Annotated in this window: 20 protein-coding genes and 1 pseudogene; 2 read left to right on the top strand and 19 right to left on the bottom strand. The window is 71.6% G+C overall.

Going from position 1 to position 21,809, the window contains the following annotated elements; genetic code table 11:
* The 5 genes from JAV76_RS11160 to JAV76_RS11180 all read right to left on the bottom strand — a co-directional run.
* Positions 1-374 (bottom strand): Gfo/Idh/MocA family protein (locus JAV76_RS11160; RefSeq protein ID WP_198734141.1); only part of this gene is annotated, 374 nt, incomplete at its 3' end.
* A 19-nt stretch (positions 375-393) separates the two neighbouring features.
* Positions 394-1,455 (bottom strand): substrate-binding domain-containing protein, encoded by a 1,062-nt coding sequence (locus JAV76_RS11165; RefSeq protein ID WP_198734142.1) that lies wholly within the window; start codon positions 1,453-1,455, stop codon positions 394-396.
* An 83-nt stretch (positions 1,456-1,538) separates the two neighbouring features.
* Positions 1,539-2,585: an ABC transporter permease gene (locus JAV76_RS11170; RefSeq protein ID WP_198734143.1), complete on the bottom strand. Its 1,047-nt coding sequence runs from the start codon at positions 2,583-2,585 to the stop codon at positions 1,539-1,541.
* Positions 2,582-4,111, bottom strand: a complete 1,530-nt coding sequence (locus JAV76_RS11175; RefSeq protein ID WP_198734144.1) for a sugar ABC transporter ATP-binding protein — start codon at positions 4,109-4,111, stop codon at positions 2,582-2,584. The genes JAV76_RS11170 and JAV76_RS11175 overlap by 4 nt, the downstream gene beginning before the upstream one ends.
* Before the next feature lie 88 nt (positions 4,112-4,199).
* Complete coding sequence (locus JAV76_RS11180) at positions 4,200-5,207, bottom strand: sugar phosphate isomerase/epimerase family protein (protein ID WP_198734145.1); 1,008 nt, start codon at positions 5,205-5,207, stop codon at positions 4,200-4,202.
* A gap of 235 nt (positions 5,208-5,442) precedes the next feature.
* On the opposite strand from JAV76_RS11180, the gene JAV76_RS11185 reads away from it, so the two are divergent.
* Positions 5,443-6,630, top strand: coding sequence for an ROK family transcriptional regulator (locus tag JAV76_RS11185; RefSeq protein ID WP_307844168.1), 1,188 nt, complete (start codon positions 5,443-5,445; stop codon positions 6,628-6,630).
* Positions 6,631-7,061: 431 nt separating this feature from the next.
* Here JAV76_RS11185 and JAV76_RS15140 read toward each other — a convergent pair.
* The 5 genes and pseudogenes from JAV76_RS15140 to JAV76_RS11205 form a co-directional block, all read right to left on the bottom strand.
* Positions 7,062-7,184 (bottom strand): annotated as a pseudogene (locus JAV76_RS15140) (helix-turn-helix domain-containing protein); the annotation flags it as partial.
* 346 nt (positions 7,185-7,530) lie between these two features.
* Positions 7,531-7,914 (bottom strand): rolling circle replication-associated protein, encoded by a 384-nt coding sequence (locus JAV76_RS11190; RefSeq protein ID WP_198734146.1) that lies wholly within the window; start codon positions 7,912-7,914, stop codon positions 7,531-7,533.
* Between the two features lie 632 nt (positions 7,915-8,546).
* The gene (locus JAV76_RS11195; protein WP_198734147.1) at positions 8,547-9,770 is read right to left on the bottom strand and encodes a DUF4062 domain-containing protein; all 1,224 of its coding nucleotides are present in this window, start codon (positions 9,768-9,770) and stop codon (positions 8,547-8,549) included.
* Positions 9,771-9,892: 122 nt separating this feature from the next.
* Positions 9,893-10,360 (bottom strand): nuclear transport factor 2 family protein, encoded by a 468-nt coding sequence (locus tag JAV76_RS11200; protein WP_198734148.1) that lies wholly within the window; start codon positions 10,358-10,360, stop codon positions 9,893-9,895.
* A gap of 159 nt (positions 10,361-10,519) precedes the next feature.
* Positions 10,520-11,233, bottom strand: coding sequence for a response regulator transcription factor (locus JAV76_RS11205; RefSeq protein WP_198734149.1), 714 nt, complete (start codon positions 11,231-11,233; stop codon positions 10,520-10,522).
* Between the two features lie 191 nt (positions 11,234-11,424).
* Here JAV76_RS11205 and JAV76_RS11210 point away from each other — a divergent pair, with 191 nt between their 5' ends.
* On the top strand, positions 11,425-12,684 hold the full coding sequence (locus JAV76_RS11210; protein WP_198734150.1) for a serine hydrolase domain-containing protein: 1,260 nt from the start codon (positions 11,425-11,427) through the stop codon (positions 12,682-12,684).
* A 42-nt stretch (positions 12,685-12,726) separates the two neighbouring features.
* Here JAV76_RS11210 and JAV76_RS11215 read toward each other — a convergent pair whose 3' ends face one another.
* The 9 genes from JAV76_RS11215 to JAV76_RS11255 form a co-directional block, all read right to left on the bottom strand.
* Positions 12,727-13,338: a CG0192-related protein gene (locus tag JAV76_RS11215; protein WP_198734151.1), complete on the bottom strand. Its 612-nt coding sequence runs from the start codon at positions 13,336-13,338 to the stop codon at positions 12,727-12,729.
* Between the two features lie 68 nt (positions 13,339-13,406).
* The gene (locus JAV76_RS11220; RefSeq protein WP_307844170.1) at positions 13,407-14,801 is read right to left on the bottom strand and encodes an alkaline phosphatase family protein; all 1,395 of its coding nucleotides are present in this window, start codon (positions 14,799-14,801) and stop codon (positions 13,407-13,409) included.
* A gap of 5 nt (positions 14,802-14,806) precedes the next feature.
* Positions 14,807-16,045, bottom strand: coding sequence for a metabolite traffic protein EboE (gene eboE / locus JAV76_RS11225; protein WP_307844171.1), 1,239 nt, complete (start codon positions 16,043-16,045; stop codon positions 14,807-14,809).
* Entirely contained in the window at positions 16,042-16,920 is an 879-nt protein-coding gene (locus tag JAV76_RS11230) for a TatD family hydrolase (protein WP_198734153.1), read from the bottom strand. The genes eboE and JAV76_RS11230 overlap by 4 nt, the downstream gene beginning before the upstream one ends.
* Positions 16,920-17,627, bottom strand: a complete 708-nt coding sequence (locus tag JAV76_RS11235) for an EboA domain-containing protein (protein WP_198734154.1) — start codon at positions 17,625-17,627, stop codon at positions 16,920-16,922. Before JAV76_RS11235 ends, JAV76_RS11230 begins: the two co-directional genes overlap by 1 nt.
* Positions 17,624-18,544, bottom strand: a complete 921-nt coding sequence (locus tag JAV76_RS11240) for a sugar phosphate isomerase/epimerase family protein (protein ID WP_307844172.1) — start codon at positions 18,542-18,544, stop codon at positions 17,624-17,626. Before JAV76_RS11240 ends, JAV76_RS11235 begins: the two co-directional genes overlap by 4 nt.
* Entirely contained in the window at positions 18,541-19,479 is a 939-nt protein-coding gene (locus JAV76_RS11245) for an SCO3242 family prenyltransferase (protein ID WP_198734155.1), read from the bottom strand. The genes JAV76_RS11240 and JAV76_RS11245 overlap by 4 nt, the downstream gene beginning before the upstream one ends.
* Positions 19,476-20,678 (bottom strand): inositol-3-phosphate synthase, encoded by a 1,203-nt coding sequence (locus tag JAV76_RS11250; RefSeq protein WP_198734156.1) that lies wholly within the window; start codon positions 20,676-20,678, stop codon positions 19,476-19,478. The genes JAV76_RS11245 and JAV76_RS11250 overlap by 4 nt, the downstream gene beginning before the upstream one ends.
* Positions 20,679-20,854: 176 nt before the next feature.
* The gene (locus JAV76_RS11255; RefSeq protein WP_198734157.1) at positions 20,855-21,805 is read right to left on the bottom strand and encodes a 5'-3' exonuclease; all 951 of its coding nucleotides are present in this window, start codon (positions 21,803-21,805) and stop codon (positions 20,855-20,857) included.
* Positions 21,806-21,809 lie beyond the last annotated feature (4 nt).

A 21,809-nucleotide genomic window follows, 5' to 3' on the forward strand; every position in this document is an offset into this window, starting at 1 on the left:
TCGGCCGCCGCCACCATGAGCTCGGCCTCCGCCACCGTGTTGGCGAGGGGCTTCTCGCACAGGACGTGCTTCCCGGCCCGCAGCGCCGCGACCGCGATCTCGGCGTGCGAGTCGCCCGGGGTGCAGATGTCGACGAGGTCGACGTCGTCCCGCTCGACCGCCACGCGCCAGTCCGTCTCCGTCGACGACCAGCCGAGGCGGTCCGCGGCGTCGCGCACGGCGTGCGGGTCGCGGCCGCCGAGCACCGCCATGTCGGGTGCCATGGGTAGGTCGAAGAAGCGGGGCGCGGTGCGCCACGCCTGGGAGTGCGCGGCACCCATGAAGGAGTAGCCGATCATCGCGACACCCAGGCGGGGCCGTGCGGGGCGGTCCATGAGCGTGGTTCCCTCCCTGTCAGGACTCGAACGCGGTGGACAGGTACTGCTCCACGTTGTCCGCGGTGACGACGGGTGCGAAGAGCTGGACGGTGCGCGGCACGCTCAGCGACGTGAGGTCGCCCACCGACTTGTCCTGCACGACGAGGCGGGCGAGCTTGATGCCGTCGGCGGCCTGCGTCGCGGGGTACACGACCGTGGCCTGGAGGACGGAGTCGTCGGCCTGGATGGAGCGCATGACGTTCGCCGACCCGGCGCCGCCCACCATGAAGAACTCGTCGCGGCCCGCGTTCTCGATCGCGGCGAGGACGCCCACACCCTGGTCGTCGTCGTGGTTCCAGATGGCGTCGATCTGCGGTGCGGCCTGCAGGAGGTTCGCTGCGGCCTGCTCGCCGCCCTGCACCGTGAAGTCGGCGGCCACCCGGTTGTCGACGTCGAGGCCGCAGTCGGAGAGGGCGTCGCTGAAGCCCTCGCTGCGGTCCTGCGTGAGGGGCAGGGAGTCGATGCCCGCGATCTCGGCGACGACGGCGTCGGGGTCGTCCCCGAGCTGCTCGCAGATGTACGTCCCGGCGCTCACGCCCATGCCGTAGTTGTCGCCGAGCACGGTGGCGCGCGCGGCGAACGGCGAGGTGAACTCGCGGTCGACGTTGATGACGACGATGCCGGCCTCCATGGCCTCGATGGCGACCTGGGTGAGCGCCGCACCGTCGTAGGGGAGCATGACGATCGCGTCGACGCCGTCGTTGATGAACGTCTCGATCTGGCTGATCTGCTGGTTGACGTCGTTGGTGCCCTCCGCGACGCGCAGGTCGACGTCCTCGTGGCGCTCGGCCTCCTCGACGGCCGCGGCCGAGATGGCGGCCATCCAGCCGTGGTCGGCCGCCGGGGCGGAGAAGCCGATGACGACGGTGTCGCCGGTGGCGTCGTTGTCGGACGCCGTGCCGGCGTCGGCGCTCACGTCCTCGTCCTCCGGCGTGTTCGAGGTGCACCCCGTGACGAGCAGCGCGGACGCTGCTGTCGCGACGGTGAGGACGGTCATGCGCTGGCGGAGGGTGCGGCGGGCGGACAGACGTGCGGACATGGGAATCTCCTGTGACTCGGTCCGGGGGAGCGGGTGGCGTGGTGCGGGCTGGGACGGGTGGTGGCGGGGCAGCGGTGGGCGGGCTAGGTGCGGCTGCGTGAGGCGAAGCGCTGCTGGAGGAGGACGGCGGCGACGATGATGACGCCCTTGACCACCGCCTGGGCGGAGCTCGAGATGTTGTTCTGCGTGAAGACGTTGGTGAGCGTCGTGAAGATGAGGACACCGAGCACGGTGCCGACGATGGTGCCGCGCCCCCCGGCGAGGAGCGTCCCGCCGACGACGACGGCCGCGATGGCCTCGAGCTCGTAGAGCGAGCCGTTGGTCGACGACCCGGCCGTGGTGCGGGCGAGCATCATCACGGCGGCGATGCCCGCGGTGAGCCCGGCGATCCCGTAGAGGTACATGGAGTGCCGGCGGACCTTGATGCCGGCGAGGCGCGCGGCCTCGGGGTTGCCGCCGACGGCGAGGGTGCGCCGGCCGAAGGTGGTCCGGTTGAGCAGGACCCACCCGGCCACCGAGACGAGGGCGAACATCCACACGATGACGGGGATGCCGAGGACGTCGGCACGGAACGTGTCGAGGAACGGCTGGACGGTGACCACCTGCGTGCGGCGGTTGGCGATCATCTCTGCGAGGCCCCGGGCGCCGACGAGCATGGCGAGCGTCGCCATGAACGCGACCACCCCGCCGTAGGCGATGAGCACCCCGTTGATGAGCCCGCACACGGTGCCGACGGCGAGGGCGACCCCGACGATGACGATCCAGTGCGTGTCCTCCGCCATCGTCTGCGTCGCCAGGGTTGTGGACCACACGGTCGCCAGCCCGAGGACGGAACCCACCGACAGGTCGATGCCGCCTCCCGTGATGACGAAGGTCATCCCGATGCTCAGGACGCCGATGACGGCGGCGAGCTGCAGGATCGTCATGAGGTTGTTCACGCTGGCGAAGCGCTCGCCGGCGGTGACGTACCCGACGACGCAGAGGATGAGGAGGGCCAGGACGAGTCCGACGGTGCGGCCGAGCGGGCCGGAGAGGGGGTTGGTGCGGCCCCCGCTGCGTGCCACCTCCTTGCGCGCGACCTCGGACGTCTCGTCCGTCGCGACCACGGGGGTCAGCTTCTGCTCGCTCACGCGGCACTTCCTTCCATGACGAGGTCGAGCACGGTGTGCTCGTCGATCTCTGCGGCGGGACCTTCGTGGACGACGCGTCCCTCGGAGATGACGAGGACCCGGTCGGACATCCCGAGGACCTCCTCGATCTCGCTGGAGACGACGAGGACTGCTGCGCCGGACGCGGCGAGGGAGCTCACGAGGGCGTAGATCTCGGAGCGGGCCCCGATGTCGACGCCGCGGGTGGGTTCGTCGAGGAGCAGGACCCGGCACCCGTGGACGAGCCACCGGCCGAGGAGCGCCTTCTGCTGGTTGCCGCCGGACAGGGTGCGCGCGGTGCGGTCCGCGTCGGCGGGGCGCAGGTCGAGGGAGCGGATCTGCTCCTCGGCGGCGGCCCGCTCGGCCTTCTCGTCGAGGAAGGCGCTGCGCGCGAACCGGCCGAAGGTGGAGAGCGTGATGTTGCGGTAGACGGGCTCGTCGAGGAGCAGCCCTTGGCTCTTGCGCTCCTCGGGGCACAGCCCGATCCCGGCGCGCACGGCGTGGGCGACGGAGCCGCGTCCCAGCTTCTGGCCGCCGACGGTGACGGTGCCGGCGGTGGCACGCCGGGCACCGTAGATGGTCTCGAGGATCTCGGAGCGCCCGGAGCCGACGAGCCCGGCGAGGCCGACGACCTCCCCGGCGCGGACCTGGAGGTCGACGCCCTCGAACGCCCCGGCGAGGGCGAGCCCCTGGACGTCGAGGAGGACCTCGGCGTCGGGTGCGAGCGGCGGTCGGGTCGCGAACGCGTGGTCGACGCTGCGGCCGGTCATGTGCCGGATGAGCGTGTCCTTGCTGGTCTCGGACACCTGGAGGTTGGTGGCGACGGTGCGCCCGTCCTTGAGGACGGTGATGCGGTCGCCGATCTGCCGGATCTCCTCGAGGCGGTGGGAGATGTAGACGATGGCGACGCCCTGGGCGGTGAGCTCGTGGACCACGCGGAAGAGGTTGGCGACCTCCTCGGAGTCGAGGACCGCGGACGGCTCGTCCATGACGATGACCCGGGCGTCGTGGGACAGGGCGCGTGCCATGGACACGATCTGCTTGCCGGCGGCGGACAGGCGTCCGACCTCCTGGCCGGGGGAGATCTCGGGGTGGCCGAGGCGGGCGAGGATCTCCTGCGTGCGGCGCGTGGCTTCGCGTCGCTGGGAGAACCCGGCGGTGGCGAGCTCGTGGCCGAGGTAGATGTTCTCGGCGACGCTCAGGCCGTCGACGACGTCGAGCTCCTGGTACATGGTCGCGATGCCGAGCCCGAGGGCTGCGACGGGGTTCGCGATGGTGACGGGCTCGCCGTCGACGAGGATGCGGCCCTCGGTGGGCTGGTGGGCTCCGGCGAGGACCTTGATGAGGGTGGACTTGCCGGCACCGTTCTGCCCGAGGAGGCAGTGGACCTCGCCGGGGAGGACGTCGAGGTCGACGCCGTCGAGGGCGCGTGCGCCGGGGAACACCTTGACGATGCCGCGCATCTGGAGGAGCGGGCGGGGGCTGCTTCGGGGGTCGTCGTTGACCATGCTGAGGAACCTAACGGTACTTGTGTCGGCTGTCAATCATAAGTAGCGCGGTGGATGTTAGAAATGAGCGTCGCTGCTGGTAGAAGTGCTACCGGGAGGTGGAGAAGGCGGCGTCGAAGGCGGCCGTGGGGGCGTCGAAGAGGTTGCGGCGGACGAACTCCAGCGCCTCCGGTGCGCCCACGAGCCGGTCCATGCCGGCGTCCTCCCACTCGACGGAGATCGGGCCCGCGTAGCCGATCGTGCTGAGCATGCGGAAGGCGTCCTCCCAGCGGACGTCCCCGCGGCCTGTGGAGACGAAGTCCCAGCCGCGGCGCGGGTCGGCCCAGGCCAGGTGGGACCCGAGGCGGCCGTTGCGACCGTTGGTCATGCGCTTCTTCGCGTCCTTGCAGTCGACGTGGTAGATCCGGTCCTTGAAGTCCCAGAGGAAGCTCACCGGGTCGAGGTCCTGCCACACCATGTGGCTCGGGTCCCAGTTGAGGCCGAACGCGGGGCGGTGGTCGATCGCCTCCAGGGTGCGGGCGGTCGTCCAGTAGTCGTAGGCGATCTCGCTCGGGTGGACCTCGTGCGCGAACCGCACGCCCTCCTCGTCGAACACGTCGAGGATGGGGTTCCAGCGGTCCGCGAAGTCCTGGTACCCGGCGTCGACCATCTCCTGCGTGGCGGGCGGGAACATCGCGACGTACTTCCAGATGGAGGAGCCGGTGAAGCCGACGACGGTCTGCACGCCCAGGCGCGCGGCGGCGCGGGCGGTCATCTTCATCTCCTCGGCGGCGCGCTGCCGGACGCCCTCGGCGTCACCGTCGCCCCAGATGCGGTCGGGGAGGATGTCGCGGTGCCGGGCGTCGATGGGGTCGTCGCAGACGGCCTGGCCCTTGAGGTGGTTCGAGATGGCGTGGACCTGGAGCCCGTGCCGCTCGAGGATGTCGAGGCGGTCCTGGACGTAGGCGTCGTCCTCGGCGGCGCGCCACGGGTCGAGGTGGTCGCCCCAGCAGGCGATCTCGAGGCCGTCGTACCCCCAGCCGGAGGCGAGGCGTGCCACCTCCTCGAAGGGGAGGTCGGCCCACTGGCCGGTGAAGAGGGTGATCGGTCTGGCCACGTCGGTCTCCTTCGATCTGCTCCGGGCACCGTCGCCCGGGATGAACCGAACATAGCGCACTTCTGCTCGGTGTCCAGCAGAAGTTGCGACCGAAGTGTTGCAAGTGGGGACGGGTCTCACCCCCACGTCACCCTGGCCGGCGTCACCACGGCCTCGTCGGGTGCGATATCTTTTGTCACCACACAATCAAAAGTTGACTCCGTAGAACATCGCGGAGGAGAGGGAAGCAGGCACCGTGAGCATCGTGAAGACCGACACCCCGGTGAGCAGGCCCACGGGGGTCGGGCGCATCTTCCAGCTCCTCCGTGACGGAGAACCCCGCACCCGCGCAGAGCTCGCCACCGTCACCGGGCAGGCCAGGTCCACCATCGCCGCCCGCATCGACCAGCTCATGAGCTCGGGGCTCGTCGCCCCCGCGGGCGACGCCGGCTCCACCGGCGGGCGACCACCCGTGACGTTCGCCTTCAACCCCGGCTCCCGCGTGGTCCTCGCCGTCGACCTCGGCGCCACCCACGCGCACCTCGCCGTCACCGACCTCGCCTCCCAGGTCCTCGCCGAGCGCAGCGCCACCATCTCCATCGCGGACGGGCCCGACGCCGTCCTCGGATGGGTCGCCGACGCCGGCGCCGAGCTCGTCGCCGAGGCCGGACGCCCCCTCACCGACCTCGCGAGCGTCGGCATGGGCCTGCCCGGCCCCGTCGAGCACTCCACCGGGCGGCCCATCAACCCGCCGATCATGCCCGGCTGGGACGACGTCGACGTCCCCGGGATCCTCTCCGCCCGCTTCGACGCACCCGTCCTCGTCGACAACGACGTGAACGTCATGGCCCTCGGTGAGCACCGGGCCGCGTGGCCCGACGTCGCCGACCTCCTCTTCGTCAAGGTCGCCACCGGCATCGGGGCAGGCCTCATCAGCGACGGCGCCCTCCGCCGCGGGGCGCAGGGCGCCGCAGGGGACATCGGGCACATCGCCGTGCACAGCGCCGCCGACGTCCCCTGCCGCTGCGGCAACACGGGCTGCGTCGAGGCCGTCGCCGGCGGACGTGCCATCGCCCGCGCGCTCGCGGAGTCCGGGCTCGACGCGACGGACGGCACCGACGTCGTGGCGCTCGTGCGCTCCGGCGACGTGGTCGCCAGCCAGGCCGTGCGCCAGGCAGGGCGCGACCTCGGGACCGTCCTCGCCGCCACGGTGAGCCTGCTCAACCCGTCGGTCATCGTCGTCGGCGGGCAGGTCGCCGAGGCAGGCGACCACCTGCTCGCCGGGATCCGCGAGGTCGTCTACCAGCGCTCCCTGCCGCTGGCCACGCAGCACCTGCGCATCGTCACCTCCCAGACCGGCCGTCGAGCCGGGGTCCTCGGGGCGAGCGCCATGGCCATCGACCACGTCCTCTCTGCGGAGGCGATCGACGCCGTCGTCGGCTGACCGCCCTCGCGGTCGGAGTTAAAGCGAAACCTGGTGGGTGGAATTGCCGCTGTCCGATCGAGGCCGCTGAGGGTCCCCGCCCAGGGCTCGTCGACGTCGGCCAGGCCGAGAGTCAGGATGACGTTCTCGAGCATGCCGGCGCCGAACCAGTGCCGGACCGCAGCGTCGTCGTGGTTCAGGAGCTCGCTGACGAGTTCGACCTGCCGGGCATAGCACGTGCGCACCGCCTCGGCCATGAGCGGCTCATCAGCTGTGCAGCTGGCCTGCATGAGGAACCGCATGACGTCCCGGTCCTGGATCAGGGTGCTGTAGGCGGACCGGATCGCACGCATCACCCCCTCCGCCTGCCGGGGCGGCCAGGCCTCGTCGGCACCGGTCAGAGCATCGGAGAGCAGCTCGGACGCGTGGAGAACGGCACCGGCAAACAGCGCCTCCTTGCTGGCGAAGAGGCGGTAGACGTAGGGCAGAGAGATTCCGGCCCGTTCGGCGATCTCACTGGACGTCGTGCCGTAGTAACCCTTGCGCGCGAAACAGGCCAAGGCGGCGTCCAGCACGACTCGACCACGCCGTCATCACCGAGGCCAACGTCCCCGGGCGGCGCGGGCTGGACCCGGACCGAGTGCAGCTGGCTCGGCGGCAGGGAGGCGCTCAGACCGGCCGCGTGCCCAACAGGACGCCCACATCGGCAAGCACCGCAGGATCGGACACACGAACCGGAACACCCTGCGCAGCGCACGAGCGCTCCACCTATCGAGCCAGCGCATCACGATCAACGGTCGCGAGAATCACCGGCACCACTGAGCCCACAGCACCGGCAGGCCGACCCACCCCTCGGTGTCCGGGCAGAACCAGCAGCGCGCCGACTCGATCCCTAGCACCTCCGACGCCCGGGTCAGCACCTCATCGGAGGATAGCCCCAAAACCCTCATCTGCGCGGGCTTGAACCCCTGCGCGACGTCGTACCGATGCATCCCCGGGCACCCGCACCGACGGGTCGGTGAAGGCCTTGCCGACGTACTTCGACAGGTACCCGACCGCACGGCGCGCCTCCTCCAGCGCCCCAGCACCCACACCAAGCTCACCGAGCAACTTGATGCTCACGTACCCCCGGCCCCACGTGCGACGGATCAGCCCAGAGGGCACGAACGTGCCCACGGCGAAGTGCACGTGGAAGCGCCCGCCGTCCTCGTGCAGCTCGGGCACCCACACGCACCGCAGCGGGTCGCCGCCGAGAGCGTCGCGGAGGTCGTGGAAGAACTCGGCGACGTGCCAACGCAGCGCCACCGGGTTCGTGCAGAGCAGCAGCCCGTAGGTGAGTGTGCCCAGGCAATTCAGGCCGTGGGCCGCGTAGTAGCGGCGGACGGTGGCACGCGCGCGCCGGACTGACTCGGCGCTGCCCGCTCGGGGTCAGCGGCCGTACCACGGGTGCCGGTCGAACGTTCGGGCTGGTGGGAGCCGACGAAGCAAGAACCCTCTCAGCGGCAGCGTGATACAGCGAGAAGGACCAACAAGGACCAGACGACAGAGGAAACAACGGGACCACCCACGAGACGACGCGACAGGGACGCGACCGGTCCGTTGACAGTTCGTCTCGTGGCGGGCAGTGGCGCGCTCTGCGGGCCGCGCGCCCTGTACTTCCCGTCTCCCTGTGACCGCGCGCCACTCGCGATGGCCCCGGGACAGGGCCTCATCAGTTGTCTCAGTAGCCGCCGGTCAGCCAGCGCCCGCCCCAGAACCTAATCACCCGGCCCGGGCGCGTACAAGGAACCACCCGCACAGAGCACACGGCGACTACCGCGGTGCCGTTCGTCTTCGCCTGCTAGCGCGGACTGCGGGCGCTCCGCTCCTTGCCAGGAGGAGCGGACGCGCCCACACGAGTTCCGACCGCCGGGGACGAATCTTGTTGCTGCTTCAGGTCAAGCGCCCGCCGCGCGCGGCGGCTCCGGGTCCTCGTCATCGTTTTCGACCCGAGGTGCTAGCGGCCCCATTGCTTCAAACCGCACGCGCGTCTCGTCATCGAGGAGCCACTCTCGACTGGTCGGTCCCGCGAGCCGTTCTATGTCGTCCTTACTTGCGCGGCGTACATAACCCGCGTGTCGATCATCCGAATCGAGGATGGCATCGAAGATCACTTCGCGATCTGGCGCGCTTAGGCCTCTAAAGGCTTGCCAGTCGCGCTCTAGGCGCTCGAGCCCGACCAAAGGCAGCCGACTCAGATACGTCTCACCGTCATTCGTATAAAGGACTGCGTTCCAAAGCGAGTTCCGCTGATTATCGATTTCCTGCAGGCCCGCGAATCCCGCGGCTTCACGCAACATGTCCCAAAAACTCGCCGCACCCTCGATCACTACCTGGCGCATGGGCGTGCCCGAGTTCGGGAGGCTTCGGAGGAAATCGACCAGGCGTCGGTACCTGATTACACCCCTGGCCACAGCGCGGTTAGACGAATCGCCGACCGTAGCGAGAAGCGCTGTCTTCAAATCGTCGAACTGATCGGCCAGCCGGTCAATACGGCGAGCGTCTTGCGCTTCCTCGCGCGACTCCGACAGAAGCCGCTGGAACAGGGCCGCCCACTGCTTCCTTAGATGTTCAGTCACTTCCTCCAATCGCTCGAACGGGATCACAGCATTATTTGAAGCCCTGCCCTGGAGAAAGTCGATGAATCGGAAGATGTACTCCGCCGACTCAGGCTGCGCTATCGAAGGATAGGAGATCTTCGCCGCAAACTCCTTACCCTTGTTCTGCTGGTAGACGAAATAGTCGTGGTAAACAGCTCCTTCAACGAAGGCGAACAATGGGATCCGGCGCTCCGTCGCCATTAGCACTTCGGCTTGCGTTATCGAGATTTCCGAACCGGCATCCGTCAGGAAATCTGTGGAGAGCTTCCCGAATGTGCCCTCTAGCACCTCCGGACGCAGGGTTGACCCGAATCTTGACCCGATAATCAGCACCACGACATCACAGTTCGGTACCTCGGCGAGGCAACTCTTGTGCGTATGTTCATTAGGGTCGTACAGAACATCAGAGTACTCGCTGAGCACGGCGGTATAACCAAGCTGCTCGATAAACCCTCGCAGAGCCGACCGCAAAACTCCGAGGTCGTATGCGGTGCTCGAAACGAACACGCGGAAATTTGCCACGATCACATCCGTTCTGTCGGGTAGAAGCAGACTAACGGAGCAGGCGGCGTAGTGACCGGGTTGTTTAGAAACTGGTGGTGTGGACTACCCGTCTCGCCCACTCCCACCCTACCGAATCGGGATCAGCGCCCTGCGGGCCACGACACGTCCTGGCCGCTGGTCGTCTGGTCGGGGGTCATGGCCTCGATGACCACGAGAGGGTTCCAGTAGTCGACGAACCGCTCGACCAGGCCAGCTTCGTCGAGGCGGATCACCGTGATGACCGTCTGCTCGTACGGCTTGCCGGTGCTGATGACGCTTCCCTCTGAGCGGTACTCGGCGACCGCGGTGCGGGGGTCGGTCGTCTCGATGAACTTCACGTCGACGAATGTCACGTCGAAGGTCTGCGGGAAGCCGCGCATGTGGGCGATCAGCGCCTCGCGTCCCTGTACCCGGTTGGGCACACCGGCGGGAGCGAAGGGGAACTCGACCGTGCCGTCCGCGGCGTACAGCTCGATCCACTCGTCGATCTGGCCGGAGGACACCAGCCGCAGGTGCTCTGCCAGGGCGTGCTGTGCGGGGGTGAGCTCGCGGGAAGGGTAGGCGTTCATGGTCGCTCCTTAGTTAGTGACCGATCACTCACAAACCAACAGGACGGACACCGAGCAGCAATGGTGTGGACCGTTACAGCGCAGCCGAGACAGACGTGGGCGCCCGCATGGAGGGGGTCGCGATAGGGACCAGACCGACGGTGCGAGCCTCCGCCAGGATCAGCGCACAGGCTGGTCTCGTCCCGATCCTCCTCGCACCCGAACCCCCAGGGTCGGTGCGGTAATCACGCCGTTCCGGAAGGCCCACACGACGGCCTGCAACCGGTCCCGTGCGCCGGTCTTGGCGAGGATCCCGGCCACGTGGTACTTGACGGTCGTGGGTTCCACGAAGAGCCGTCCCGCGATCTCCTGGGTGGACAGTCCTTCGCCGAGGAGCGTGAGGATCTCCGTCTCGCGTGCCGTGAGGGGCACGACGAGCTCTGCCGCCGGAGGGCGCTGCGCGGACGTCCGGTTGGCGAACTCCGTGAGCACCCGGCGCGTCACACGCTGGTCCAGGGTGCCGTCCCCGCGGGCGACGGAGCGGACCGAGCCGATGAGCAGGTCCTCGTCGGCGCCCTTGAGCATGAACCCCGACGCGCCGGCCTCGAGCGCACCGAAGACGTAGTCGTCGATCTCGAAGGTCGTCAGCACGAGGACACCCGTGGTGTTCTCCGGGTCGGCGGTGATCTGCCGGGTCGCCGAGATGCCGTCGAGGCCTGGCATCCGGATGTCCATGCAGATGACGTCCGGGCGGTGCTCGCGGACGAGGGCCACGGCCTCGTGCCCGTCCTGCGCCTCGCCGACGACGCGCACGTCGGGCGCACCCTCGAGGAGGACCGTGAGGCCGGCGCGCACGATCTTCTGGTCGTCGGCGATCGCCACAGTGATCGTCATGTCGCACCACGGTAGGCGATGACGAGCCTGCTGACCCACACGGCGCCGTGGGGCGCCCCTCCTCGAGGACAGTCCACATCCTGTCCACGGGGGTAGGGCGTCACAGGCCGCGACGGCCCAGGCTGGTGATGTCCAGCCGGGACGACGGCGAGCACCAGGTGCCCGCCACCTGAGAGGGAAGGGACGACGACATGCCTCACGACGACGACCACGGGACGACCACCACCCGACCGACCACCACGCCGTCACGCAGGAGGGCCGTGGCCATCGGTGCGACGAGCGTGCTGGCCGTCGGTGCGCTCGGTGCCGGGGTGTGGTGGGGAGCGGGTTCGGTCCTCGCCGACGACCCGGGCGTCGCCAGCAGCGCGGCCGGCGAGCCCGCCGCGAACCCCGTGGTGCAGGACCGGCTGGAGGGTCTCGTCGACCTCGGGTTCCCCGCGGCGCTCGCGTCCGTGACCCACCCGGACGGCGACCATGACGACTACGTCGCCGGTGTCGGGGACGTCGCGACCGGCGCAGCCGTGCCCGTCGACGGGGAGGTCCGTGTCGGCAGCAACACGAAGACCTTCACGGCCGTCACCGTCCTGCAGCTCGTCGACGAGGGCCTCGTCGAGCTCGACGCACCGATCGAGACGTACCTGCCCGGCCTGGTGCGCGGGGACGGGATCGACGGGCGCGCCATCACCGTGCGGCAGCTGCTGCAGCACACGAGCGGGCTCCCCGAGTACACGGCGGAGTTCGCCCTGGAGCTCGAGAAGATCCAGCACGCCTACGTGCCGACGAGGGACCTCATCGACATCGCGCTCGCCCAGCCGGCGCACTTCGCGCCGGGGGAGCGCTGGGAGTACAGCAACACCAACTACATCCTCCTCGGGATGCTCATCGAGAAGGTGACGCAGCGGCCCGTCGCCGAGGAGGTCACGGAGCGCATCGTCGACCCGCTCGGCCTCGAGCACACCTACTACCCGACGGCCGGTGAGCAGGAGCTCCGGGGCGATCACCCGACCGCCTACCACGTGGGCTCCGACGGTGAGCAGATCGACGTGACCGAGCTCGACCCCTCGTGGGCCGGGGCGGCCGGGCAGGTCGTCGCCAGCCCGAGCGACCTCAACGAGTTCGCGCGGGCCGTGCTCGACGGGCGTCTCCTCAGCGAGGAGATGATGACGGAGATGCAGACGACGGTGCCGAGCGACGACGGCTCGTGGCCCGGCGCGGAGTACGGGCTGGGCCTGCAGAGCTACCCCCTGAGCTGCGGCGGTGTCATCTGGGGGCACGGCGGTGACATCCACGGGTTCCAGACGCGCAACGGCGTCGCTCCCGACGGCACCGCGTTCAGCGTCGCGGTGACCTCGCTCCCGTGGGGATTCATCGACATGGACGACGAGGACGCGCTCGACGAGGCGTACGACGCCGTGACCGACACCCTCGACGCGGCGTTCTGCGAGGCGTGACGCCCCGCGGCGTGCCCGCCGGGTGAGCTCCGCGACGAGGGTTCAGACTCGGACGCGTGCGAGGACGCGGGGTGCGGACAGCTCGCCGTCCTCGGACCAGGTGCCGGTGAGGACCTCGACCGGCGACCCGTCGGGCAGGGGCTCGAGGTCGGGTGCGTCCGTGCCCGGGGTGCGCACCAGGTCGATGCGCGCGTTGCCGTCCGACACGTCGGCCCCGGCCCTGGTGCCGCTGCCGACGACCGTGGCCGTCGACTCACGTGGGATCGTCGCGCCGTCGGCCTCCACGTACTGGTCGGCCTCGCGACCGCCCGTGAGCACGGTCCTGGCGAGGACGGCCCGGTAGACCGGGTCGTGCTCGGCGTCGTAGACCCACCGTCGGCCGAGCACGGAGTGCTCCATCGTCGTGATGAGGGCGGCGTCCCCGCCCTCGAGGGGTGCGCCGCGGTACGTGAGGGGCACCTGGAGGACCGGACCGCCGGCACGGACGAGCATCGTCTCGATACCGACCTCGCCTTCCGGGTCGTCGAACCGGTAGGACGCCACGAGCGTGACACCGGTACCGGGCGTGCCCACGAACCACGGCTGGGTGGGGACCCAGGCGTCGAGGAGCTCGATCTTGGTCGGACTGAGTGTCGCCTGGTGGATGAGAGCCATGCTCCGACCTTAGCGAGCGGTCCCGCGCGGCGTCCCCGCTCGGGCGTCCCCGACGCCGCAGCCTCGACTCATGTCGTCGTGGGTCCGTGCAGACCGAGCACCACGTCCTTGACCGCTGCCGCCGGGACGGGACGCCCCGCAGCGACGAGATCACCGACCCCTCCTGACGTGGCCGGGTCGGAGCAGATCATCAACGGCGTGTCCGCGGCGGAGTCCGGGAGCCGGCCGTGGGTGCCGCGGACGCACGACGGGTCGAGGGGCGTGGTCCGCATCGCGTACCGCAGGCCCACCTTCTTCTTCACGAGGTTCAGCCCGGCCCGCGCCTTGGCCAAGGGGTCGGCGGGGTCGAAGAACAGCTCGGCGGGGTCGTAGCCGGGCTTGCGGTGGATGTCGACGCCGCGCGCGTAGTCGGGGGCGACGTCGTCGTCGAGCCAGAAGTAGTACGTGAACCACGCGCCCGGCTCCGCGACCACCACGAGCTCACCCGCGCGGGGGTGGTCGATCCCGTACCGGGCCTGTGCGTCGCGGTCGAGGACCTCGTCCACGCCGGGCAGCCCGCGCAGCAGGTCGGCCACCCGGGCGACCTGCGACGCGTCGTCGACGTACACGTGCGCCACCTGGTGGTCGGCCACCGCGAACGCCTGCGACGTCCATGGGTCGAGCAGCTCGCGGCCGTCCTGCACGTACACCTCGAGGAGACCCTCCTCCCGCAGGGCCCGGTTGATGTGGACCGGGCGGCTCGCGGGCGCGATCCCGTACTCGGACACGACGAGGACCACGAGACCGCGCTCGGCCGCGTCGTCGAGGAGCGGCGCCAGCACGGCGTCGAGGTCGGCCGCCGCGGCGTCCGCCTCGGGAGAGTCGGGACCGAACCGCTGGAGGTCGTAGTCGAGGTGCGGCACGTACGCCATGAGCAGGTTCGGCGACCGTGTCCGCATGACGTGCCGCGTGGCGTGGACGATCCACCGTGACGACTCGATCGACGCCGTCGGACCCCAGTACGTGAAGAGCGGGAACTCCCCGAACCGCCCGGTGAGCTCGTCGTGCAGCGCCGGTGGGCGCACGTACGCGTCCGGCGACTTGCGGCCGTCCGCGTGATACACCGGTCGGGGCGTCACCGTGACGTCCGTGCTCGCGCCCATCGCGTACCACCAGCACACGTTCGCCGCCGTGTACCCCGGCTGCTCACGGCGCGCGGTCTCCCACACCTTCTCGCCCTCGACCAACCTGTTGTGCTGGCGCCACAGGTGCACCTCGCCCAACCCGCGGAAGTACCAGCCGTTGCCCACGATGCCGTGCTGCGCGGGCGTGAGGCCCGTGAGCATCGTCGCCTGGATGCTGCACGTCACCGCAGGCAGCATCGTCGCCAGCGGCGACTGCCACCCGCCCGACGCGAGCGCCCGCAGGCGCGGCATGTGCGCGAGCGCCTTCTCCGTGAGCCCGACGACGTCGAGCAGCAGCACCGGCCTCACCGCGCCACCGCCCGCTCCGCACCGGTGCCCGCGCCGACGTCCGGTCCCTGCTCACTGAGCAGGTGGTCCAACGCCCACCGCAGCTCCGCCGCGATCCCGGCGACGAGCGAGACGTCGCGCGACCCGGGGGGCAGCACGGACCACGTGTACGTCTCGACGTCGAGGTGAGCCTCGAGACCGTGCGGCGTGGCCACCACCGCGCGGACGGCTGCGCGGAGCACGTCCGTCGTCGCCGCGAGCGGGGGAGCGGGCTCGTGGTGGAGCGGGACGTGGAAGTGGACCCGCCACGGGCCCGTCCCGGGCAGCGCGTCACCCGTCGCGTCGCCGTGCTCGTCGCCGAGGGCGGCCGGCAGGTCGTCCGCCGCGAGGACCGGCCCGGCCTCGGTGCGCTCGCGCACCTGGTGGATGTAGCGCGGCTCCGCGAAGGCGGCGACGGCCGCCCGCGCGGCAGGGTCCGCCGGGTCGGCGACGTGCAGCGCAGCCGACGCCTGGACCTTGACGACGCGCAGGCCCGCGTCGGTGATCCACCGCACCGCGCCCTCCGGGTCAGCGAAGGAGACCGCGAGGTGGCACGTGTCGAGGCAGACCCCCACGTGCTCCGGGTCGACGCCGTCGGGCACCCGCGCGCTCAACCACGCGACGACGTCGTCCACGGTGTCGAGGACGCACCCGGGCTCCGGCTCGACCGCGACCCGGACGGTGCGTCCCGTCCTCGCGGCGAGGTCCCGCAGCCCGGCACCGAGCGCGACGAACGCTTCGGTCGCCGCGGCGTCGTCCTCGGCCGACCACGGCTCGCGCCACGCGAGCGGCAGCGTCGAGATCGACCCGTCCGCCCCCGGGGGCAGCAGGTCGGCGAGGACCTCGGCGCACGCGAGCGTGTACGCGAGCCGCTCGGGCTCGGCCCAGGTGGGCGAGTACACGTCGAGCTTCACGACGTCGGCGTGGAACGCCGCGTACGGGAACGCGTTGAGCGTCCGCACCTCCAGGCCCTGCTCCGCGAGGACGGTGCGCAGGCGGTCCCGGTCCTCCGCAGAGCCCGCGAGGCGGTGGGCGAGCGACGCGGGCAGCCACAGCCCGACGCCGAGCACGTCGAGGCCCGCGGCCTCCCGCACGGGACCCGCCGAGCGCACGAGCTGGTCGAGCACCCCGTCGAGGTCCTCCGCCGGGTGCACGTTGGTGCAGTACGACAGGTGCATCCGGGAGGCGCCACCCGAGGTGGCGGGAGCCGCGGTCACGCCCGCACCCCGCGCAGCACGGAGCTGCCCTCGAAGGTCACGCCCGCCGCCGGACCCTCCGCGGCGTCGAAGCCGGGCACGGGGTCGAGGACGAGGTTGCCCGACTGCCCGTAGAAGTCCACGGGGTTCTGCCACAGGACCCGGTCCACGTCGGTGTCGCTGAACCCTGCAGCGAGCATCGCCTCGCCGGTGCGCCGAGTCTTCAGCGGGTCCGAGCGCCCCCAGTCGGCGGCGGAGTTCACGAGCACCTTGTCCGTCCCGACGTCCTGCAGGATCGCGACCATGCGGGCCTCGTCCATCTTCGTGTCCGGGTAGATGGAGAACCCCATCCAGGCGCCCGCGTCCTTGACGGCCGCGACCGTCGTCTCGTTGAGGTGGTCGACGACCACGTGCTCGGGCGGCACGCCCGACTCGGCGACCACGTCGAGCGTGCGCCGCGTGCCGGACGCCTTGTCGCGGTGCGGGGTGTGCACGAGGACGGGCAGGCCGTGCTCGCGGGCCATCTGGAGCTGGCGGGCGAACGCCTCGTCCTCGGCCGGGGTCATCGAGTCGTACCCCACCTCGCCGACGGCGACCACGCCGTCCTTCACGAGGTAGCGCGGGATCTCGTCGAGCACCCCCACGCACCGGGGGTCGTTCGCCTCCTTGGGGTTGAGCGCGATGGTCGCGTGGTGGCGGATCCCGAACTGCGACGCCCGGAACCGCTCCCAGCCGAGCAGCGCGTCGAAGTAGTCCGTGAAGGACGCGACGCTCGTGCGCGGCTGCCCCAGCCAGAACGCCGGCTCGACGAGCGCCCGCACCCCCGCGGCGTACATGGCCTCGTAGTCGTCCGTCGTACGGCTCGTCATGTGGATGTGCGGGTCGAAGATGCGCATCAGGCGTCCTTCTCTGGGGAGCTGTCGTTCTCGGTGGTGGTGCCGGCGTCGGGGGTGATACGCGCGAGGTCGTCCGGCACGGTGCGGCCCGCGGCCCGCCGCTCTGCGGCGAACCGGTCCGCCATCGCCGCGAGCTCGTCGTCGGCGCGCACCGCGAGCCCGGCGACGGCGTCGAGCGTCACGCCCATGAACACGAGCTTGAGGACCGCGTGACGCCACGTGTGCTGGTCGAGGTGGGCGGCCGCGAACGGACCGGTGGCGGCCGCGACGAGGGTGGGGTCGTTGGTCCGCAGGGCGTCGGCGACGAGCTCCAGGCCCGTGGCGACGAGGGCGTCGGCCAGCGGTGCACTCACCTCGACGAGGCGGTCGAGACCGCGGAGAACGCCCCGCCGCTCCGCGGTGTCCCCGGTGCGGTAGAGAGAGGCGAGCAGGTCGGGCGCGCCGTCGCCCGCGACGTGCACGGCCCGTTCGAGGAGGAGCGCCCGCGCGGCGTCGTCCACCGAGCCGAGCACCCCGCGCGGGTCCCCCTCGGGGTCGAGCGGGTGCCGCCCGACGTGCCGTCCCGCGGTCGCGAAGGCCGTGCTGAGGGCCGACGGGTCGGTGCCCACGGCGTCGAGCGCCCCGGCGAGCCAGTCGGCCGCAGCTGACGGTGCGCCGGGCGGTCCACCGGGAGGTGGGGTGTCGGTGCGGGGAGCGGGTGCGCTCATCGTGGTCCTCCGGGGGTGTGGAGAGGTGCTCGGTGCCGTGCGTCGTGCGTCAGGTCGGGGTGCGTCGCGCCCTGGGCCTGCCAGGCGGCGACCAGCGCGGCCATGCTCCGCCGGGCCAGGCCCGGGGCATCGAACGAGTGCCGGGGGAGCTCGACGGCCGCCACCCCGCGGTACCCGACGTCGGCGAGCGTCGCGAGCGCCAGCGGGAGGTCGAGCACGCCGTCCCCGAGGGGCAGGTGCTCGTGGGCGACGGGCAGCATGTCGTCGACCTGCACGTTCACCAGGTGCGGCGCCGCCGCCCGCAGCGCCGCCTCGACGCCACCGGGCTCGACGACCACGCAGTGCCCCAGGTCCACGGTGAGCCCGAGCGTCCCGGGCGACCCGATCTCCTCGCGCAGGCGCAACGCGTCACCGACGGTCTCGACGACCATGCCCGGCTCGGGCTCCAGAGCCAGCCGGACACCCGCGGCGTCCGCGTGGTCCACCAGCCGGGGGAGCCGCTCCAGGAGACGCGACCAGGCGTCGCCGGGGCGCGCGTCGGGCGGCGCGATGCCGGAGAAGAACGACATGCAACCAGCCCCGAGGACGCCCGCGACGTCGACGGCACGCCGCAGGTACGCCATGCGTGCGTCGGCGTCGGCGTCCACGAGGGTCGGGCGGTGCTTGACGTACGGGTCGAGGAGGAACCTCGTGCCCGTCTCCACGACCACCCGCATGCCGGCCTCGTCCAGGCGGTCACGGAGCGCCGCGGCCGCGTCATCGGCGTCGGGGGCGAACGGGTCGAGGTGCGGGAACCCGAGCGTGAGCGCCACCGCCCCGTACCCCTCCGTGGTGAGCACGTCGAGCGCCGTGTCGAGCGGGTGGTCGGTGAACCCGTTGGTCCCGTACCCGAGCGTGAACGGCATCGGGCCCGTCACGTCTCGCTCACCTGCGTCCCCGCCGCGGCCGACCGCGCTCGCAGCACCCGACCCGCGACCTCGACGAGACCGAGGGCGAGCACCGCTCCGGGGTGCCCGTGGCGTCCTGCCCACGCCGCCTGGAGCGGGATCATCGCGCGGATCCCGGCCTTCGTCGCGGTGCGGGCCCTCGCCGCCGTCGGGACACGGGCGGCCGTGGTCTGCGCGGGCAGGCACGACGCTGCGTAGGCGACGGCTGCCCCCGCGGCGAGCGCGCGGTCCAGGGGGCGTGCGGACCGTGGTCCGACCGCGCCGGGCGAGGACGTGAGCGCGCCGTGCCGGGACGACGTGGGGATCGCTGCGGCGAGCGTCGTGAGGACCGTGCCCGTGGCGACCGCCCAGGCGCGCCCGGACGTCGTCCCGTGGACCTCGCCCCGGGACAGCACGGTGACTCCCGCGGTGTGGACGGTGAGCGCTGCGGCGGCGGGCAGCGCGGCACGCAGGTGCCCGGGCCCCGCACCGAGGAGGACGTCGAGACCCCGGCAGGCGGCCATGACCACGGGCCCGGCCGCGCGGTCCTTGGCCGTGACGTCGTACGTCCACACCGCTGCGGCGAGCGGGACCGCCACGAGCAGCGCGCGTCGTCCCCCGCCGACTGGTGCGAGCGCCAGGCCCGCAGCCGTGAGCCCGATCGCCACCCCGAGCGCCTGCCGCGGCGAGACGCGGCCCGACGGCACCGGGCGCTCCGGTCGCTCCACTGCGTCGATCTCACGGTCCGCCCAGTCGTTGAGCGCCATGCCGCCCGCGTAGAAGCACGCCGACGCGAGGGGGAGCGCCGCGCGACGCGGGGTGAACGCGTGACCGGCCGCGGCGCCGCCCGCGAGCGTGTCGCCCAGCACCGTGAGGATCGCCGGCGCCCGGACGAGCTCCAGGAGGTCGCCCGACGACGGGCTCACGGTTCCACCGCGCGCGCCGCCTCGGCGGCCCAGCCGACGAGGGCGCGGCCCTGCTCGGCGAAGGCGTGGACGTCGCTGCCCCACGGGTCCTTGAAGAAGAACCCCAGCTCGCCCACGGGTCCTCGCCGTCCCGCGGCGTGGGCGAGGGCGAGGAGACGTGCGAGGTCGAGGACCATGGGTGCGGCGAGCATCGAGTCGTACGCGCTCCACGTCGTCTGCAGCGTCGCCCGCGACCCGAGGAACCCCTCGACGTGCACGTGGTCCCACGCGACCTTGACGTCCCCGAGGTCGGGCACGTTGTCGATGTGCAGCGGTGTCACCGTGGTGCCCGTGAGGTCCTGCAGCCCACGGTTCTTCGACACGAGCTTGCTCTGCACGGCCGCCGGGTCGGCGAGCGTCGCCCCGTCCCCACCCCCGAGGAGGTTGGTGCCCGACCACGACAGCACCCGCAGCCCCCGCGACGCGAACGCCGGGGCCAGCACCGTGCGCAACCACGTCTGGCCCGTCTTGCCGTCCTGGCCCGCCACCGGGACACCTGCCTCGACGGCCGCACGCTCGAGCGCCGGCAGACCCATGCCCGTCGACGGCGTGAAGCACGCGTACGGGGCGCCGGCGAGCACCGCCGCGTAGGCCGCCACCGAGCTCGCGGGCAGCACCTGGCGCCCCGGGGTCTCGAGCGCAGCACGGAGCAGGTCGAGGTCGTCGTGCTCGGGGAGGTGCTCGACGAGCGGCTCGGTGGAGGACACGTCGACCACGACCACCCGGGCGAGGTCGTGGCGCTCGCGGAACTCGACGATGTCCTGGGCGAGGCGTCGGGCGGCGGCGCCCTGGGGCTCGGGGGCGTCGTCGCCGGGCCGTGGCGGTGAGTAGCCGGGGCGCAGGTCGGCCTCGGTGGCCGCGAGTCGCGGCAGGACGCCGTGGAGGAGCGTGGTGGGCAGCATCCCGGCGCCCACGAGGTGCTCGGCGCGCTTGGTGAGCGGGGTGTCGGTGACGTCGTGCCCTCCGACGACGATGTCGTCGAACGCGGGCAGCGGGACGTCGGCGAGGTCGTCGCCTGCCGTGACGCATCCCGTGGGCGGTGCGAGGCGCATGCTGATGGCGGCGAGGCCGACGACGGCGGTCGTGGCGACCGAGCCGCGTGCCCCGACGAGCCACAGGCCCGTCCGTCCGTGCGACCACGCGTGGGTGTTCTCGTGCATCGTCGTTCCCCCTTGCCCGTCGCGTCCGCGGCGGTGCGGGCGCTGGCTCCGGCGTCGTCGCCGGGCTCGATGAGCGCCACACTATGCCACTTCTGTCGACGTGCCAACAAAAGATGCGGTGACTTCGCCTGAGCGGAGCGCCGATGAGGCAGAAGTGCCGGGAGGGGATGTCCGGGTCAGGCGAGCGCGAGCGCCGTGAGCACCCGCTCTACGCTGGAGCGCAGGCCCCAGCGTTCGGCGAGCTCGTGGAGCCGGTCGGGGTCGTGGGGCTCACGGGGCAGGGTGTCGTCGACGTCGCCGACGGGTGCGTCGAGGGCGACGCGCACGACGACGGGTGCGGCGTCGAGGTAGTCGGCGGCGTCGCGCAGCTTGGTGCGCTGCCCGGCGGTGAGGCCCTTGTCGTCGCTGTCGCGGGCGGCGAGGATGCCGTCGAGGTCGCCGTACCGGGCGACCAGCGTCGCGGCCGTCTTCTCCCCGATGCCGGGGACGCCGGGCAGGCCATCGCTGGGGTCGCCGCGCAGCACCGCCATGTCCGCGTACGCGTCGCCGCTCGCCACCGAGTACTTCTCGGCGAGGCGCGCACCGTCGATGACGTCGAGGTTGGTGATGCCGCGCTGCGTGTACAGGACGCGGACGTGGGCGTCGTCGTCGACGAGCTGGAAGAGGTCGCGGTCACCGGTGACGACGTCCACGGGGGAGCGGTCCGCGGCGGGCCGGGCCTTCTCCCGGGCGACGAGGGTCCCGATGACGTCGTCGGCCTCGAACCCGGGGGCGCCCACGCGGGCGATGCCGAGGGCCTCGAGGGCTTCGGCGATGACGGGCACCTGCGGGGTGAGGAGGTCGGGCACCTCCTCGGCCTCCGGGCCGTCGGTCTCCGCCACGCGGTGCGCCTTGTACGACGGGATGGCGGCCACCCGGAACGCGGGCCGCCAGTCGTCGTCCCAGCACGCGACCAGGCGCGACGGACGGTGGTCGGTGACGAGGCGCGCCACCATGTCGAGGAGCCCGCGCACCGCGTTCACGGGCGTGCCGTCGGGGGCCTTCACCGAGTCGGGCACCCCGTAGAACGCCCGGAAGTACAGAGACGCGGTGTCCAGCAGCAGGAGCGGTTCGCGGCGCGCGGTCATGTGG

The sequence above is a fragment of the Sanguibacter suaedae genome (assembly GCF_016342785.1).
In the GTDB taxonomy this organism is placed as follows: domain Bacteria; phylum Actinomycetota; class Actinomycetes; order Actinomycetales; family Cellulomonadaceae; genus Sanguibacter; species Sanguibacter suaedae.